At 68.8% G+C, this 15,314-nt stretch carries 17 protein-coding genes and 1 other RNA gene; 7 read left to right on the top strand and 11 right to left on the bottom strand.

What is annotated here, in order from left to right:
- Positions 1-113: 113 nt before the first annotated feature.
- From purT to tkt, 4 genes are read right to left on the bottom strand one after another with little or no spacing between them, the layout of a single operon-like run.
- Positions 114-1,307 carry a formate-dependent phosphoribosylglycinamide formyltransferase gene (gene purT / locus B2Y21_RS03890; protein WP_292057150.1) on the bottom strand — a complete coding sequence of 398 codons (1,194 nt, stop codon included), beginning with the start codon at positions 1,305-1,307 and terminating at the stop codon, positions 114-116.
- Positions 1,308-1,311: 4 nt separating this feature from the next.
- Positions 1,312-1,704 (bottom strand): VOC family protein, encoded by a 393-nt coding sequence (locus tag B2Y21_RS03885; RefSeq protein ID WP_292057148.1) that lies wholly within the window; start codon positions 1,702-1,704, stop codon positions 1,312-1,314.
- Positions 1,701-2,543, bottom strand: a complete 843-nt coding sequence (locus tag B2Y21_RS03880) for an alpha/beta hydrolase (protein WP_292057146.1) — start codon at positions 2,541-2,543, stop codon at positions 1,701-1,703. The genes B2Y21_RS03885 and B2Y21_RS03880 overlap by 4 nt, the downstream gene beginning before the upstream one ends.
- A 4-nt stretch (positions 2,544-2,547) precedes the next feature.
- On the bottom strand, positions 2,548-4,497 hold the full coding sequence (gene tkt / locus B2Y21_RS03875; RefSeq protein ID WP_292057176.1) for a transketolase: 1,950 nt from the start codon (positions 4,495-4,497) through the stop codon (positions 2,548-2,550).
- A gap of 144 nt (positions 4,498-4,641) precedes the next feature.
- Between tkt and B2Y21_RS03870 the strand changes: the two genes are divergently transcribed.
- From B2Y21_RS03870 to B2Y21_RS03850, 5 genes are all read left to right on the top strand, one after another.
- The gene (locus B2Y21_RS03870) at positions 4,642-4,917 is read left to right on the top strand and encodes a hypothetical protein (protein WP_292057145.1); all 276 of its coding nucleotides are present in this window, start codon (positions 4,642-4,644) and stop codon (positions 4,915-4,917) included.
- Complete coding sequence (locus tag B2Y21_RS03865) at positions 4,917-5,258, top strand: cell division protein ZapA (protein WP_292057144.1); 342 nt, start codon at positions 4,917-4,919, stop codon at positions 5,256-5,258. The genes B2Y21_RS03870 and B2Y21_RS03865 overlap by 1 nt, the downstream gene beginning before the upstream one ends.
- 83 nt (positions 5,259-5,341) lie before the next feature.
- Positions 5,342-5,502, top strand: a non-coding RNA gene (gene ssrS / locus B2Y21_RS03860) — 6S RNA.
- Positions 5,503-5,676: 174 nt separating this feature from the next.
- On the top strand, positions 5,677-6,222 hold the full coding sequence (locus B2Y21_RS03855) for a 5-formyltetrahydrofolate cyclo-ligase (protein WP_292057142.1): 546 nt from the start codon (positions 5,677-5,679) through the stop codon (positions 6,220-6,222).
- Positions 6,219-7,040 (top strand): TIGR00282 family metallophosphoesterase, encoded by an 822-nt coding sequence (locus B2Y21_RS03850; protein WP_125901736.1) that lies wholly within the window; start codon positions 6,219-6,221, stop codon positions 7,038-7,040. Before B2Y21_RS03855 ends, B2Y21_RS03850 begins: the two co-directional genes overlap by 4 nt.
- 3 nt (positions 7,041-7,043) lie before the next feature.
- Here B2Y21_RS03850 and B2Y21_RS03845 read toward each other — a convergent pair whose 3' ends face one another.
- The 4 genes from B2Y21_RS03845 to B2Y21_RS03830 are packed head-to-tail and all read right to left on the bottom strand — an operon-like array spanning position 7,044 to position 11,547.
- Positions 7,044-8,108 carry a glycosyltransferase family 4 protein gene (locus tag B2Y21_RS03845; protein WP_292057140.1) on the bottom strand — a complete coding sequence of 355 codons (1,065 nt, stop codon included), beginning with the start codon at positions 8,106-8,108 and terminating at the stop codon, positions 7,044-7,046.
- Positions 8,109-8,126: 18 nt separating this feature from the next.
- Positions 8,127-8,501, bottom strand: a complete 375-nt coding sequence (locus B2Y21_RS03840; RefSeq protein WP_292057139.1) for an indole-3-glycerol-phosphate synthase — start codon at positions 8,499-8,501, stop codon at positions 8,127-8,129.
- Complete coding sequence (purL, locus tag B2Y21_RS03835) at positions 8,501-10,711, bottom strand: phosphoribosylformylglycinamidine synthase subunit PurL (RefSeq protein WP_292057138.1); 2,211 nt, start codon at positions 10,709-10,711, stop codon at positions 8,501-8,503. Before purL ends, B2Y21_RS03840 begins: the two co-directional genes overlap by 1 nt.
- 41 nt (positions 10,712-10,752) lie before the next feature.
- Positions 10,753-11,547 (bottom strand): hypothetical protein, encoded by a 795-nt coding sequence (locus B2Y21_RS03830; protein WP_292057137.1) that lies wholly within the window; start codon positions 11,545-11,547, stop codon positions 10,753-10,755.
- 112 nt (positions 11,548-11,659) lie between these two features.
- Here B2Y21_RS03830 and B2Y21_RS03825 point away from each other — a divergent pair, with 112 nt between their 5' ends.
- Entirely contained in the window at positions 11,660-11,902 is a 243-nt protein-coding gene (locus tag B2Y21_RS03825) for a hypothetical protein (RefSeq protein ID WP_292057135.1), read from the top strand.
- A 40-nt stretch (positions 11,903-11,942) separates the two neighbouring features.
- Complete coding sequence (locus tag B2Y21_RS03820; RefSeq protein ID WP_292057133.1) at positions 11,943-13,037, top strand: aspartyl/asparaginyl beta-hydroxylase domain-containing protein; 1,095 nt, start codon at positions 11,943-11,945, stop codon at positions 13,035-13,037.
- Here B2Y21_RS03820 and purQ read toward each other — a convergent pair.
- From purQ to B2Y21_RS03805, 3 genes are all read right to left on the bottom strand, one after another.
- Positions 13,034-13,696, bottom strand: a complete 663-nt coding sequence (purQ, locus tag B2Y21_RS03815) for a phosphoribosylformylglycinamidine synthase subunit PurQ (protein WP_292057132.1) — start codon at positions 13,694-13,696, stop codon at positions 13,034-13,036. The genes B2Y21_RS03820 and purQ overlap by 4 nt on opposite strands.
- Positions 13,697-13,729: 33 nt before the next feature.
- On the bottom strand, positions 13,730-14,971 hold the full coding sequence (locus B2Y21_RS03810) for an MFS transporter (RefSeq protein WP_292057130.1): 1,242 nt from the start codon (positions 14,969-14,971) through the stop codon (positions 13,730-13,732).
- Positions 14,972-15,078: 107 nt separating this feature from the next.
- Positions 15,079-15,314 (bottom strand): YbhB/YbcL family Raf kinase inhibitor-like protein (locus tag B2Y21_RS03805; RefSeq protein WP_292057128.1); only part of this gene is annotated, 236 nt, incomplete at its 5' end.

Raw genomic sequence — 15,314 nt, 5'->3', positions numbered from 1 at the left:
CGCGTTACGGCCTTCGGCCGACTTCAGCCGCGAACCCTCACCCTTTCGCCTTAACCAATCGCCTTCGGCTCTTGGAGGCTCAAGCCCTCTCCCATCAGGAGAGGGAAGAAGGATTACGGAGCGACCACTCGCACCTTGCCCGCCGCCTCGGCCGCGCGGGCACGCGCCTCGTTCGTGTCCGCCCCCCGCGCCAGCGCTACGCCCATGCGGCGGCGCTCATAGGCCTCGGGCTTGCCGAACAGGCGCAGGTCGGCGGTCGGGACCGACAGGGCCTCGGCCACGCCCTCGAACACCACGCCCTCGGCCTCCAGGCCGCCGTAGATGACGGCGCTGGCGCCCGGCTCGCGCAGGGTGACGTCCACCGGCAGACCCAGAATGGCGCGGGCGTGCAGGGCGAACTCGCTCATGACCTGCGTCGCCAGCGTCACCAGGCCCGTATCGTGCGGGCGCGGCGACACCTCCGAGAACCACACCTCGTCGCCCTTCACGAACAGTTCGACGCCGAAGACGCCGAGACCGCCCAGCGCCTCCGTCACCTTGGCCGCAATGGCCTGCGCCGTCTTCAGGGCGGCGGGGCTCATGATCTGCGGCTGCCAGCTTTCGACATAGTCGCCCTTCTGCTGGCGGTGGCCGATTGGGGCGCAGAAGTCCGTGCGGACGGCGCCGTCGCGCAAAGAGCGTACGGTCAGCAGGGTGATCTCATAGTCGAAGTCGATCCTGCCCTCGACGATGACGACGCCGCCCGCGACCCGCCCCGACGTCTCGGCATAGGCCCAGGCGTCGGCCACGCCCTCAGGCCCTTCGACATAGGACTGGCCCTTGCCCGAGGACGACATCACCGGCTTGACGAAACAGGGGAAGCCCACGGCCTCGGCCCCCGCCGCCAGTTCCTCGGCCGAGGCGGCGAAGGCGTAGGGACTGGTCGGCAGGCCCAGCTCTTCGGCGGCCAGACGGCGGATGCCTTCGCGGTTCATGGTCAGCTGGGTGGCGCGGGCGGTGGGGATGACGCGCGCCAGCCCCGCCGCCTCGATCGCCGCCAGGGCGTCGGTGGCGATGGCCTCGATCTCCGGCACGATGATGTGCGGGGCCTCGGCCATGATGACGCCGTTCAGCACCTGAGGATCGGCCATCGGAATGACGTGGCTGCGGTGCGCCACCTGCATGGCCGGGGCGTTGGCGTAGCGGTCGACCGCGATCACCTCGGCGCCGAGGCGTTGCAGCTCGATGGCCACCTCCTTGCCCAGCTCGCCCGAGCCCAGCAGCATGACGCGCGTGGCGTGGTCGGTAAGCGGCGTGCCGATCTTCATGGCGTCAGGTTCCGTTAGCAGGTTCGATCAGATCCCAGGCGTTGCCGTAGAGGTCTTCGAAGACCACCACCTTGCCATAGGCCTCGTGACGGGGCGTTTCGCGAAAGACGACGCCGGCCTCCAGCCAGGCGGCGTGGTCGCGCATCAGGTCGTCGGTATGCAGAAACAGCCAGACCCGGCCGCCCGCCTGATCGCCGACACAAGCGACCTGTTCCGGCGTCGCGGCGCGGGCCAGCAACAGGGAGGTCTGGCCGCCTTTGGGCGTGACGCGGACCCAGCGTTTGCCGCCGCCCATGTCGGTGTCTTCGCTGAGGTCGAAGCCCAGCTTGCCGACGTAGAAGGCGATGGCTTCGTCATAGTCGCGGACCAGCAGGCTGACGGCGCCCAGATGGCTCATTGTGCAGGGACCGCATAAAGGCGGCGGAAGGCGTCCAGCGCGGCGCCGTGATAGATGGTGGCGTGGCTCTCGTTCGGGCGCGGGGTGAAGTCCCAGGTGACGCCGGGCAGGGCGTGATCGCGCAGATTGGCGGTCAGCACGTCCATCGGCGCCTGCATCATCTCGCCCTCGTCGCCCAGCGTCAGGATCAGGGTGCGCGGGTCGTTGGAATGATCGCGCAGATGCGCCCCGGACTGCCGCGCCAGCCTGCCGCCGTCCCACCACAGGCTGGGGCTGACCGCGACATAGGCGTCGAACATCTGCGGTTCCTTCAGGAAGGTCTCGACCACGAACAGGCCCGCCAGGGACTCGCCCATCAGGGCCGTCTCGCCGCTGGTGCGATAGCGGACGTCGATGAAGGGCATGGCCTCTTCGGCGATGAAGCGGCGGAAGCGGTCGGACTGCCCCTGCGTCGGATAGCGGGCGATCAGTTCGGCGTCGTCGGTCGGCAGGGCCAGCTCGTTGCGACGGTCCATCGAAGCGATGCCCACGACGATCACGTCGCGCGTCGTGCCGACGATGGTTCCCAACTGGGCGATGCCCGAGATGTGGTGAAAGTCCTGATCCTGTCCGCCGTCGAGGACGTAGAGGACGGGATAGGTCTGATTGCTTTGCGCGTAGCCGGGCGGCAGCCAAACGTTGATCTCGCGCGTCTGGTTCATGCCGGCGGAGGGCAGGGCGTAGGACTGGCCGATGACGATGGGCGTCTCGACCGCCATGGGGGCGGTTGTCTCGGCGAAGGCAGGCGCGCCGCCCGCCATCGACAAGCCGAAGCTCAGGACGAGGGCGAGGCGGCGCATGGGTTTACAGCCGCGCCTTGGCGGCCTCGACCACGGCCTCGGCGGTGATGCCGAACTCGCGGTAGAGGATTTCGGCCGGGGCCGAGGCGCCGAAGGACGACATGCCGACGAAGCCGCCGTCCTCGCCGATGAAGCGCTCCCAGCCCTGCTTGATGGCGGCTTCCACGGCGACGCGCACCGTGCCGCGGCCGATGACGGCGTCCTGATAGGCCTTGGGCTGCTGCTCGAACAGGGCGAAGCAGGGGACCGAAACGACGCGGGTCGGCACGCCTTCGGCCTCCAGCGTCTCGGCGGCCTTCAGGGCCAGGGCGACCTCGGTGCCGGTGCCGAACAGGGTGACTTTCGCTGCGCCGTTGGCGGCCTTCAGCTCATAGGCGCCCTTGCGGGACAGGTTCTCGCCCGCGTCGGTCACACGCACGGCCGGGGTCTTCTGGCGCGACAGGCACATGGCGGTCGGCGTGGTCTTGTGCTGCAGGGCGACCTGCCAGCACTCCAGCGCCTCGACCGTGTCCGCCGGGCGCATGGTCAGCAGGTTCGGAATGGCGCGCAGGGCGGCCAGATGCTCGACCGGCTGGTGCGTCGGGCCGTCTTCGCCCAGGCCGATGCTGTCGTGCGTCAGGACGTGGATCGCGCGCACGCCCATCAGGGCGCCCAGACGGATCGCCGGACGGCTGTAGTCCGCGAACGCCATGAAGGTGCCGCCGTAGGGGATGACCCCGCCGTGCAACGCCAGACCGTTCATCGCCGCAGCCATGCCGAACTCGCGGATGCCGTAGTTCAGGTAACGGCCGGCGTAATCCGGCGCGTCCATGATCTGGGTGTTCTTGACGAAGGTGTTGTTCGAGCCGGTCAGGTCGGCCGAGCCGCCGACCATTTCCGGGATGGCGTTGAACACCGTCTCCAGCGCCTCTCCCGAGGACTGGCGCGTGGCCAGGGCGGGCTTGTCGACGACCAGTTGCTTCAGCTTGGCGTCCAGCGCTTCGAAGGCGCCGGTGGGCAGGTCGCCGGCCATGGCGCGGGTGAAGTCGTCGCGTTGGGCGTGGTTCAGCAGACGGCCTTCCCAGGCCTTGCGGGCCTTGCCGCCCTGCTTGCCGACCTTGGCCCAGGCTTTCTGCACGCCTTCCGGCAGCTCGAACGGCGCGAAGGGCCAGTTCAGCGCCTGACGGGTCGCCGCGATCTCGGTGGCGCCCAGGGCGGCGCCGTGGGTCTTGTGACTGCCTTCCATGGTGGCGGCGCCCTTGCCGATCTTGGTCTTGCAGGCGATCAGCGTCGGCTTGTCCTGCTTGGTCGCCCAGGCCAGGGCCTTCTGGATCTGCTTGTAGTCATGGCCGTCGATGGCCTTGACCGCCCAGCCTGAGGCCTTGAAGCGCGTCAGCTGGTCGGTGGCGTCCGACAGCGACACCTTGCCGTCGATGGTGATTTCGTTGTCGTCCCACAGGACGCACAGCTTGTTCAGCTTCAGGCGGCCGGCCAGGGCGATGGCCTCTTGCGACACGCCTTCCATCAGGCAGCCGTCGCCTGCGACGACCCAGGTGCGGTGATCGACCAGATCCTTGCCGAAGCGCGCCGCCAGATGCCGCTCCGCCAGGGCGAAACCGACCGAGGTGGCCAGGCCCTGACCCAGCGGGCCCGTGGTGGTCTCGATCCCGGCCATGTGGCCGTATTCCGGGTGGCCGGCGGTCTTGAAGCCCCACTGGCGGAAGTTTTCCAGCTGTTCCCGCGTCGCGTCCTTATAGCCCGTCAGGTGCAGCAGGCTGTAGATCAGCATCGAGCCGTGACCGGCCGACAGGATGAAGCGGTCGCGGTCGGCCCAGTCGGGACGGCTGGCGTCGAACTTCAGGAATTTCGAGTAAAGCACGGTGGCGACGTCGGCCATGCCCATCGGCATGCCGGGGTGGCCGCTCTTGGCCTTTTCGACCGCATCCATGGACAGCACCCGGATGGCGTCGGCCATCTGCTTGGGCGAAGGCTTGGCGAATGCAGCTTGGGCGTCGGTCACGGCGAGACCTTTCCTCAGGAACAGGATAAAGCGGGGGCGGCGCCGCTTTACCCCGGCGCGCCGGCAGGTTCTACACGGAATCTGGAAGAAAGGACCATCATGGACGCCGTTACGGCTGCAAAGGCGCGGATCGATCGGGCGTTAGCCGATCTGGAGCGCAAGGTGCTGGAGCTGAAGGCGAGGCCCGCCTCGGCGCCGCCCATCGCGGACGACGACCTGTTCGCGCCGCGCCCTTCGAACGCGGCCGACCTGGCGCGCATCGCCGAGCTGGAGACGGCTGGGCAGGAAACCGCCCAGGCCCTGGCCCGCGCGGCCGACGCCGTGCGCGAGGTGCTGACGCAGCAGCAGGCCCAAACCGGGCAGGAGGCGAACTGATGGCGACGGTGACGGTAGAGGTCCACGGCCGCCCCTATGCGGTAGGCTGCGCGGACGGTCAGGAGGCGCGGGTGCGCGACCTAGCGTCCCAGTTCAACGAACGGGTGCAGGGGGTGGCCGATCAGGTCGGCCAGGTCGGCGACGTGCGCCTGTTCCTGATGGCCGCCCTGATGCTGGCCGACGAACTGGGCGAAGCCAAACGCCAGGCGGCGGTCCAGAACTCGGGTCGCGCCAAGGCGGCGACGGCGGCCGTCGCGACGCCTTCTCCCGCTAGCGACGGCGTGGCCGAGGCCCTGAACGCCGTGGCCGCCCGCATCGAGAAGATCGTCCAGACGATGTAGGCGTTCCCGAAGCGGAGAGAGAGAGAAACGCGCGCTTCGCCATTGTTGAAACTCGTCCGAACGCCTATCTTGCGCGACGGCGGGTCATGCTGCGGCTCACGTCGAAGACAACATATCCTTCTGACCTTAATTCACTCATAGGGATCTGTCCCTGTCCGGGCTCGAGGGCCTGGGCATACGGAGCCCACCTGGCTACCCAGGTCGAGAGGATTTAAACGTTCTTCACGGCTCACGCGGCGCCGCCAACCCTTCTTCTTTAGTGCGCTACGCTGGCGACGCGGTCGCTGGCTCCTTGCACAGTTGGCGAGCATTTCCCCAATCGTTCCTTCTCCCGCCGTCATCCTCGGGCTTGACCCGAGGATCGAGTTGGGCGACGCGCTCGGCCTGTCGGTGGAATTTGGCGAAGGGCCGAGCGGCGATGACCCCCAAGCACGAACTCCGGGCCGCCATGCGCGCCTTGCGAAAGCGTCTGACCGAGACCGATCCCGAAGCCGCCGAGCGCGCGGCGAGCCATGCCGACGCCTTGCCCCGCGGCGCCATCGTCGCCCTGTATCGCGCCATGGGGTCGGAGCTGGATACTGACGCCCTGGCCAATGTCCTGCACCAGGCGGGACGCCGTTTGTGCCTGCCGGTGGTGCTGGAGCGCGATGCGGCCATGATCTTCCGCGCCTGGGCGCCGGGCGAGCCGCTGGAACTGGACGCCGCCGGATGCCCCGCGCCCCTGCCTCTGGGCGAGGTGGTGACGCCGGACCTGATCCTGACGCCCCTGTTGGCCTTTGACGCCCAAGGCGGGCGGCTGGGGCAGGGCGGCGGCTACTACGACCGGACGTTCGCGGCGCTGCCAGACGCGCATCGGGTCGGCTTCGCCTATGCGGGGCAGGCGGTCGATCGCCTCGATCTGGAGCCGCACGACATCCGCCTGCATGGCGTTTTGACCGAGACCGGCTATAGAGCCTTCCCATGAGATTGGCGTTTTTCGGTGACGTGGTCGGCAAGTCCGGGCGCGATGGACTTTCGGACCATCTTCCGGGGCTGAGGCGCGACCTCAGGCTCGACTTCGTGGTGGTCAACGCCGAGAACGCGGCGGGCGGCTTCGGCATCACCGAGAACACCGCCAACGACATCTTCAACGCCGGGGCCGACGTCCTGACGCTGGGCAACCACAGCTGGGACCAGCGCGAGGCCCTGACCTATATCGTGCGCGAACCGCGCCTGATCCGTCCGGCCAACTATCCGCGCCTGATGGATGCGCCGGGGCGCGGCGCCGACGTTTTCGTCACGCCGGACGGCCGCCGGGTGCTGGTCATCAATGTGCTGGGCCGCGTCCACATGGACCCGATGGACGACCCCTTCAGCGCGGTGGAGCGCGAGTTGGAGGCCGCGCCTCTGGGCGTTGTCGCCGACGCCGTCATCGTCGACATGCACGCCGAGGCCACCAGCGAGAAGATGGGCATGGGCCACTTCTGCGACGGCCGCGCCAGTCTGGTGGTCGGCACCCACACCCATGTCCCCACGGCGGACGCGCAGATCCTGCCCCACGGCACGGCCTATCAGACCGACGCCGGCGGCTGCTGCGACTACGACTCCGTCATCGGCAATGACAAGGAAGAGCCGCTGCGGCGCTTCACCACCCGTCTGTCGGGCGGGCGCTACACCCCCGCCAGCGGCCCGGCCACCATCTGCGGCGTCTTCGTCGAGACGGACGACCGCACGGGTCTGGCCAAGCGCGTCGAGCCGATCCGCGTCGGCGGGCGGCTGAGCCAGGCGATCCCGCAGGTCTGACGGTTACGAGCGCTTGGCCTGAACCAGGCGTTCGCGCAAGCTGTGCAACTGGGCTGCGCGGTGTTCGGGGGTGTGGGTTTCGCTCACATAGGCTTGCGCCGCGCGAGCCAGACTGAGGCGACGCGCGGGATCGGCGATCAGATCGTCGATCGCACGGCTCAGGCCGCTGGACGTCAGATCATCGACATAGACGGCGTGCGGTCCACTGGCCTCGCGCAGGCCGCCGCGTCCCGATGAGATCAGGGCCGCCCCCGCCGCATGGGCCTCCAGCGCTGTCAGGCCCAGAGGCTCGGCCCAGACCGAGGGCGTCAGAGCGATCGCCGCTCGCTGCATCTCGGCGCGCACCTGCGCCAGCGGCGCCGACTTCAACACCCGGACCCGGTCGCTGAACCGCTCCAGCGGCGCCACATGGGGCGCGGCCCAGTCCGCATGACGGTCCCAGTCGTTCAGCATCAGCACGGCGCGCCAGTCGGGATGGCGCGCCAACACGGCGGGCAGGGCGGCGCAGGTCAGGTCCACGCCCTTTTCCGGCATGGCGCGCCCGGCGAAGGCGATCAGCGGCTCGCGCCCCTCGACCGGCGCGCGCCACAGGTCCACGTCGATGGGGTTGGGCACGGCGAAGGCCTTGGCCTGCAGTCGGGGAAAGTCTTTTAGGAAGTCCATCCGCGCCGCCTCGCTGACGAAGATCAGCCCGTCCATGCGGTCATAGCGCCGCTCATAGCGCCAGCGGTCGATCAGGTGGCGCGGCGGCTTCACCGCATTATGGCGATACAGGGTGATCGCCGCATTCGGGAAATGCGGGGCCAGGGCGACGGCCTGCTGCGTCTGCTGGTGGAACTCGATGACGTCGGGGCGATAGTCGGCCAGCGCCTGACGCAGGGTCTTCAGCCGGTTCACGGCGGGCAGGGTCTGCACCGGCAGGTCGCCGTGATCCTGGGCGTCTTCGCAGCAGAAGACGCGGACCTCGCCCTTGTCCGCCCGCGCCAGGGTGCGCGCCACCGTCTCCATCGAGTTCGGTTGATGCAGGTCGAAGCGCGCGCCGACAGGCATGACGACGGCGGTTCTCATGACCTTGCGTGTCTCCGGTTAGTTGGAAGCTCTGGCGGCGGCGCGGGCTTCCAGCATGCGCAGGCTGGCTTCTTCAGCCTTCAGGTCTTCGGTGAGTTGGGCTTTCAGCGCAGGGTCGGCGATGGCGGCCAACGCCGTGCGCGTCTCCTGCACCGCCTGACGACGAGCGGCGATCAGGCGCGACAGTTCGTCCGGCTCATGCAGGGCCGGGCCGGAGACGGTCGGGCGACGGATCGCCTGGACCTCTTCTTCCTCGGTGGTCTTCAGCGCGGCGGCCTGACGGGCGGCGGCTGCGTCGCGCAGGGCGTGCTGGACGGGATCGCCGCCCTCGAATTCGCAGGCCGACAGCAGGGCGGCGCCAGCGACGACGAGGATGAGGGCGGCGCTGCGCATCAGCCTTCGATCCAGTTCGGCATCCAGCCTTCGTGGAACTCGCGCACATGGGCGACGGGGATGCGGAACAGCTCGCCCTTCGGACCCGAGGAGGCGAAGTCCGTTCCCTTGACCAGACCGACGACCGAGGCGTGCAGCCCCGCGTCCTTGGCCTTGGCGATCAGGGCGTCGGCGTCCGCTACGGCGACCAGATAACGGGCCTGGTCCTCGCCGAACAGGAAGGCGTGGGCGTGAGCCTGGCTGGAGGCGTTCAGCTCGATGCCGACGTCCGAGGCCAGGGCGATGTCCGCCGCCGCGCCGATCAGGCCGCCGTCCGACAGGTCGTGGACCAGGGTCAGTTCGCCCGCCTCGATCAGGCCGCGCACGAAGTCGCCCGTCTTGCGTTCCAGCTTCAGATCGACCGGGGGCGGGGCGCCGTCCTCGCGGCCCAGAACTTCGCGCAGATAGATGGAGGCGCCCAGTTCGCCGTGCGTCTGGCCGATCAGCACCAGCTGGTCGCCCTCGGCCGCGCCGCCGAAGCCGGTGGTCACGTCATAGTTGGTCAGCAGGCCCACGGCGCCGACGGTCGGCGTCGGCGGAATGGCGACGCCGTTGGTCTCGTTATACAGGCTGACGTTGCCGCTCACGACGGGGAAGTCGAGCTCGCGGCAGGCCTCGGCCATGCCGTCGGTGGCGCGCACGATCTGGCCCATGATCTCGGGCCGCTGCGGGTTGCCGAAGTTCAGGTTGTCGGTGATGGCGATGGGGCGGCTGCCCACGGCGGTCAGGTTGCGCCACGCCTCTGCAACCGCTTGCTTGCCGCCTTCATAGGGGTCGGCCTGGACATAGCGCGGGGTGCAGTCCGAGGTAACGGCCAGACCCTTTTCCGTGCCGTGGACGCGGATCACGCCCGCGTCGGCGCCGGTCGAGGAATCCTGAAGCGTGTCGGCCATGACGTGGCGGTCGTACTGCTCCCAGATCCAGCGCTTGGACGCCATGTCGGGGCAGGCGACGACCTTCAGCACGGCGTCGTTCCAGCTTTCGGGGGCGGGCACTTCCGCCGGGTCGAGACGCGGCTGCAACTCGGGCTGGACCCACGGACGGTCATACAGGGGCGCATCGTCGAACAGCGGGGCCAGCGGCACGTCACAGACGACCTCGCCGTGGTGCTTCAGCACCAGATGGCCGGTGTTCGTGGTCTGGCCGATGATGGCGAAGTCCAGACCCCATTTCTGGAAGATGCGATAGCCGACGTCTTCATAGCCGGGCTTCAGGACGGCCAGCATCCGCTCCTGGCTTTCCGACAGCATCATCTCATAGGCGCTCATGCCGGTTTCGCGCTGAGGCACCTTGTCCAGGTCCAGCTCGACGCCGACGCCGCCCTTGCCCGCCATCTCGACGGACGAAGAGGTCAGGCCCGCTGCGCCCATGTCCTGAATGGCGGCCACGGCGCCCGAGGCCATCAGCTCCAGCGTGGCTTCGATCAGCAGCTTCTCGGCGAAGGGGTCGCCGACCTGCACCGTGGGGCGCTTGGCGTCCGACTCGTCGTCGAACTCGGCCGAGGACATGGTGGCGCCGTGGATGCCGTCGCGGCCGGTCTTGGAGCCGAAGTAAACCACGTCGTGGCCCGCTTCCGGCGCGGCCGAATAATAGATCTCATCGGCGCGAGCCAGGCCGACGCACATGGCGTTGACCAGGATGTTGCCGTTGTAGCCCTTGTGGAAGTTCGTCTCGCCCGCGACGGTCGGCACGCCGACGCAGTTGCCGTAGCCGCCGATGCCGCTGACGACACCCTTGACCAGACGCTTGGACTTCTCGTGCGACGGATCGCCGAAACGCAGAGCGTTCAGCAGGGCCACCGGGCGCGCGCCCATGGTGAAGACGTCGCGCATGATGCCGCCCACGCCCGTCGCCGCGCCCTGATAAGGCTCGATGTAGGAGGGGTGGTTGTGGCTCTCCATCTTGAAGATGCAGGCGTCGCCGTCGTCGATGTCGATCACGCCCGCGTTCTCGCCGGGGCCGCAGATGACGCGCTCGCCCGTCACCGGGAACTTCATCAGCTGCTTCTTGGACGACTTGTAGGAGCAGTGCTCGGACCACATGACCGAGAAGACGCCCAGCTCGACTTGGTTGGGCTCGCGGCCCAGCCGGTCCAGCAGGACTTGATATTCATTGGGGGCGAGGCCGTACTCTTCGGCCAGCTGGGCGATGGTCTTTTGGGGCGCGCTCATGGGCGGGCCTTCTAGCCGTCTCTGGGGCGTCTGTCAGCCCGTCACCGGCGTTCGACGCCGCGTCTCAAACCGAAGACGATGATGACCCCCGCCACCACCAGGGCAAAGGCCGCCGCCAGGGCCGTGAAAGCCAGCACCGGCTTGACCTCCTGCTCGGCCACGAAGGCCCCCACCAGGCCCCAGGCGATGGGCAAGGGATAGGCCAGGGTCCGCAGGGCCCAAGTCACGCCGATCCCGACCAGGGTGGTCGCGACCACGGCCAGCACGGCCCAGCCGGTCGGCGACAGGGCGGCGGGCAGGGCCTCGAACGCCGTCGCCACGGTGATCAGGTTCAGCGGCGCGGCCACCGTCAGCCACCCGGCCAACGCCGCCAGCGGCCAGATCAGGAACCAGCGGTCCCGCTCCATCGTCCCGGTCGCGCGGATGGTGCGGGCGCTGGCCAGCATCGGCAGCAGCAGGGCCAGGAGCGAGGCCAGGATGACGACGACGCTGGCCGCCTTCAGGTTCAGCGCCGCCATGACGATCCAGAAGCCGATGCCGAAGAAGGCCACGACCGACGGCCAGCCCATGCGGTTGATCAGCACGCTCTCGCCCGTCTGGGGCAGGGCCTGGCGCCCGGCGTAGATCAGTATGCCCAGATACAGCAGGCTCCAGATTGAAAAGGCGTAGCCGGCCACCCGCAGCGTCTGGTTTCCATCGGCGGCGAACTCCGCCTGGCTCAGGCCGAAACCGCCCAGGGCCTGAACGATGGGAACGATGACGGCGAAGACGGCGGCGGCCAGCACGGCCAGGCGGCGCGTCTGCTGGGCGGGGGTGGGGCGTTCGATGGCGGTCATGCGTCTCTCCGGCTCAGCTTCGCCGTATCTACGCGCCGCGTCGAAGAAGGTTCAAGGGAACCTGTGCGCGGCTTTTCGCCTTGCTTTGAGGCAGACCGAGAAGGAGGCCGCCATGCCTGATCCGAACGACGCGCCCGAACCGATCGAGCAGACGCTCGAGGAAGAAGTCGAAACCAACCGCGCCCTGGAGCGGGGCCTGGGCGTCGGCGCCCGCGAACTGGCGGCCATCCACGAATCCGGCGCCGAAGGCACGTTGGAGCGCGCCGTCGACGAGGAGGGCGAACCGGTCGAGGAAGAGGCCGAAATCGGCGACGCCGGTCGCAGCGCCAGCGTCCTGGACCGCAAGGACGGCTGAGGCGCTTGACCGTCGTGACGGAGGGCGGTTCCATCTTGTCATGACCGATGTTCGCCCTACGCAACCGCAGCTTCAGGCCGATGCGCTCATCCGTCAGGCTCGACAGGCGCGTGACCGGTCGGATGCTCCAGCCCTGGCGGCTGCCGCCGAGGCCTTGTTGGCGATCAACCCGCGCGAGCCGCGCGCCCTGGTGTTCAAGGGCGACGCCCTCAGTGTTCAGGGGGACCATCGCTCGGCCATGAGCTTCTACGGCGCCGCCCTGGCTCAGGGGCGGGCGATCGCCACGCCGTCGTCCGACCTGCGCGCCGAGCTTCAGCACGCCGCTGCGGCTCAGGCCGAGGGCGCGCGTCGCTTTGAGCAGGGGCTGCGCGACGGGCTGGCCAGGCGCGGCTTCGACCCCGCAACCTCCAGCTCACGCTTCGCCGCCTCTCTGGATCTGATGACGGGCAAGCGGCGGCTCTACTACCAGCAGCCGAAATTCTACATGTTTCCGGGCCTGCCGCAGATCGAGTTTCAGCCGCGCGACACCGTCGCCTGGCTGGCGGAGGTCGAGGCGGCGGCGCCCGCCATCCGCGCTGAACTGGACGCCATCCTGGCCGAACCGGCCCTGTTCGCGCCCTATATCGAGGATCGCGCCAATCGCCCTCGGCACGATCAGGCGGGGCTGCTGGGCAATGACGCCTGGAGTGCGGTCTTCCTGTGGAAGGACGGGGCCGAGGTTCCCGAAATCGCCGAGCGCTGCCCGCAGACAATGCAGGCGCTGGCGGCGGCGCCCCTGTGCCGCATCCCCGGCCGCTCGCCCTCGATTCTGTTCTCCAGACTTCAGGCGGGGGCGAAGATTCCGCCGCACCACGGGCTGATCAATACGCGGCTGATCTGCCACCTGCCGCTGGTCGTGCCGCCGGACTGCTGGTTCCGCGTCGGCGCAGAGGAGCGTCAGTGGAAGGCAGGCCAGGCCTGGGCCTTCGACGACACGATCGAGCACGAGGCCGCGAACGACAGCGATCAGGACCGCACCATCCTGATCTTCGATGTCTGGAAGCCTGAGATCACCGCCGAGGAACAGGCGTTGATCCGCGCCCTGTTCGCAACGATCGACGCCAGCGGCGCCGGGGCGCCCAAGCTGGGCGTTTAGGCCGCTGCGTAGATGCTCTGGAACAGGGTCGCGCCGTCGGCGCTGCCCAGTTCGGCTTCGAACGCGCGGTCCGGGTGGGGCATCATGCCCAGCACGTTGCCGCGTTCATTCTGCAAGCCCGCGATGTCGCCGACCGAGCCGTTGGGGTTGTCGACGTAGCGGAAGACCACCTGACCCTCGCCCTCGATGCGCTTCAGGGTCTCTTCGTCGGCGAAATAGTTACCGTCGGCGTTGCCCTGGGTCATGATGATTTCGCGCTGGCCCTGATAGCCCGAGGTGAAGCGCGTCTGGCCGTTGGCGACGGTGATGCTGATGGGCTTGCAGATGTATTTCAGGCTGCTGTTGCGCATCAGGGCGCCCGGCAGCATCCCGGCTTCGCACAGCACCTGGAAGCCGTTGCAGATGCCGACCACGGTGACGCCGTCGTCAGCGGCCTTCTTGACCGCCTGCATGATCGGGGCCTGCGCCGCCATCGCGCCGCAGCGCAGATAGTCGCCGTAGGAGAAGCCGCCCGGCAGCACGATCAGGTCGAGGCCCTTGGGCAGTTCGGTCTCGGCGTGCCAGACCATCTGGACCTGTTCGCCAGTGGAACGTTCGACGGCGACCTTGCAGTCGCGATCGCAGTTGGAACCGGGGAATACAATGACAGCTGCGCTCATGGCCGGGCCTCCTAGCACCCTTCGGGACGAATGTCAGGCGTCGCTTTGTTGCGCCTTGCGCCCCGTCGCCCAGGCGACGACCCAGACGGCGAAACCGCCCAGCGACAGCGCCACCCCGACCCAGCCGGTCGAGGTCCAGCCCCAGCCCGCCGCCACGGCCATGCCCGCCAGCAGGGGGCCGATGGCGTTGGCCGTGTTGAAGGCTGAGTGATTCAGGGCGGCGGCCAGGGTCTGGGCGTCGCCGGCCACGTCCATCAGTCGGGTCTGCAGCACCGAGCCCAGCCCGCCGCCGCCGCCGATCAGCACCACCACGATCATCACGGCCCACAGGTGCGGCGCGGCGAAGGGGTAGAGGGCTAGCGCCGCCGCGCTCCACAGCAACAGGCCGCCCGCCGCGATCATGCCGAAGCGGTCGGCGGCCCAGGCGCCCAGCAGATTGCCCGCCACCATGCCTAGGCCGAACAGGGCGAAGACCCAGGGCAGGACTTCCGGTCCCACGCCCGTCACCGCCTTCAGCGTCGAGGCCAGATAGGCGTAGACCGCGAACATGCCGCCGAAGCCGACGGCGCCCACGCCCAACGTCAGCCAGACCTGGCCGCGCTTCAGGGCGCCCAGCTCGCGCCAGGGGCTGGCGTCGGGATGGGCCGGATCGCGCGGCGCGAACAGGGCGACCAGAGCCATGGTCAGCATCGCCAGCACGCTGACGATGGCGAAGGTCCAGCGCCAGCCGAAGGAGTGGCTGACGGCGTTGGCGACCGGCACCCCGATCACCGTGGCGACCGTCAGGCCCAGCAGGACGGTCGAGACGGCCCGCGTCCTGAGCCGCAGCGGCACCAGCGACGCCGCGACCAGGGCCGCTACGCCGAAATAGGCGCCGTGCGGAATGCCGCTGAGGAAGCGGAAGACCAGCATCCACTCATAGGTCGGGGCGATGGCGCTCAGGGCGTTGCCGATCGCAAACAGGGCCATGAAGCCGATCAGCAGCAGCCAGCGCGGCAGGCGCGCGCCTAGCACGGCCAGGATCGGCGCCCCGACGACCACCCCGGCGGCATAGGCGCTGATGACATGGCCCGCCGTCGGTTCGCTGACGCCCAGGCCCGCCGCGAAGTCGGGCAGGACGCTCATGGCGGCGAATTCGGTCACGCCGATAGCGAAGCCGCCCATGGCCAGCGCCAGCAGCACCAGCGCCACCTTGCCCGGTTCGGCCACGCGCTCGTCGGGGATGGACGCGGCGCAGCGCGGATCGTCGAGGCAGGGGGCGTCGGCAGGGGCCATGGATTGTCGCGATGCAGCAAGGGGAGGTTGCGCTGCAAAATAGGGACGCCGCCCACGGCATCAACCGGGGCGGCGTCGAAGCGGTCATCACGCTTTGTGTCGGCTGGTCAGCCCCGGTTCTCGTAGGTCGCCGTGATCGACGCCTTAGCCAGGGTGTGGAAGTGCAGGTTGAAGCCGAAGACCGCGCCCGAGTTGTCTTCCGTCACGTCCAGCCGTTCCACGTCCACGGCGAAGACGGTGAAGATGTAACGGTGCGGGCCGTGGCCGGGCGGCGGGGCGGCGCCGCCGAAGCCGGCCTCGCCATAGTCGGTGCGCCCCTGGACGGCGCCCTTGGGCAGGTTCG

The sequence above is a fragment of the Brevundimonas sp. UBA5936 genome (assembly GCA_002430835.1).
Lineage (GTDB): Bacteria > Pseudomonadota > Alphaproteobacteria > Caulobacterales > Caulobacteraceae > Brevundimonas.
This window is presented reverse-complemented; position numbering and strand designations above follow the sequence as displayed.

Bases quoted from the DNA above. Each gene is read 5' to 3' on its own strand.
- purQ (WP_292057132.1), bottom strand. From the start codon at position 13,696: ATGAGCGCAGCTGTCATTGTATTCCCCGGTTCCAACTGCGATCGCGAC.
- purL (WP_292057138.1), bottom strand. From the start codon at position 10,711: ATGAGCGCGCCCCAAAAGACCATCGCCCAGCTGGCCGAAGAGTACGGC.
- purT (WP_292057150.1), bottom strand. From the start codon at position 1,307: ATGAAGATCGGCACGCCGCTTACCGACCACGCCACGCGCGTCATGCTG.
- B2Y21_RS03870 (WP_292057145.1), top strand. From the start codon at position 4,642: ATGGACGCCGTTACGGCTGCAAAGGCGCGGATCGATCGGGCGTTAGCC.
- B2Y21_RS03830 (WP_292057137.1), bottom strand. From the start codon at position 11,547: ATGACCGCCATCGAACGCCCCACCCCCGCCCAGCAGACGCGCCGCCTG.
- B2Y21_RS03845 (WP_292057140.1), bottom strand. From the start codon at position 8,108: ATGAGAACCGCCGTCGTCATGCCTGTCGGCGCGCGCTTCGACCTGCAT.
- B2Y21_RS03855 (WP_292057142.1), top strand. From the start codon at position 5,677: ATGACCCCCAAGCACGAACTCCGGGCCGCCATGCGCGCCTTGCGAAAG.
- B2Y21_RS03865 (WP_292057144.1), top strand. From the start codon at position 4,917: ATGGCGACGGTGACGGTAGAGGTCCACGGCCGCCCCTATGCGGTAGGC.
- B2Y21_RS03810 (WP_292057130.1), bottom strand. From the start codon at position 14,971: ATGGCCCCTGCCGACGCCCCCTGCCTCGACGATCCGCGCTGCGCCGCG.
- B2Y21_RS03825 (WP_292057135.1), top strand. From the start codon at position 11,660: ATGCCTGATCCGAACGACGCGCCCGAACCGATCGAGCAGACGCTCGAG.
- B2Y21_RS03880 (WP_292057146.1), bottom strand. From the start codon at position 2,543: ATGCGCCGCCTCGCCCTCGTCCTGAGCTTCGGCTTGTCGATGGCGGGC.
- B2Y21_RS03885 (WP_292057148.1), bottom strand. From the start codon at position 1,704: ATGAGCCATCTGGGCGCCGTCAGCCTGCTGGTCCGCGACTATGACGAA.
- B2Y21_RS03850 (WP_125901736.1), top strand. From the start codon at position 6,219: ATGAGATTGGCGTTTTTCGGTGACGTGGTCGGCAAGTCCGGGCGCGAT.
- B2Y21_RS03840 (WP_292057139.1), bottom strand. From the start codon at position 8,501: ATGCGCAGCGCCGCCCTCATCCTCGTCGTCGCTGGCGCCGCCCTGCTG.
- tkt (WP_292057176.1), bottom strand. From the start codon at position 4,497: ATGGCCGACGCCATCCGGGTGCTGTCCATGGATGCGGTCGAAAAGGCC.
- B2Y21_RS03820 (WP_292057133.1), top strand. From the start codon at position 11,943: ATGACCGATGTTCGCCCTACGCAACCGCAGCTTCAGGCCGATGCGCTC.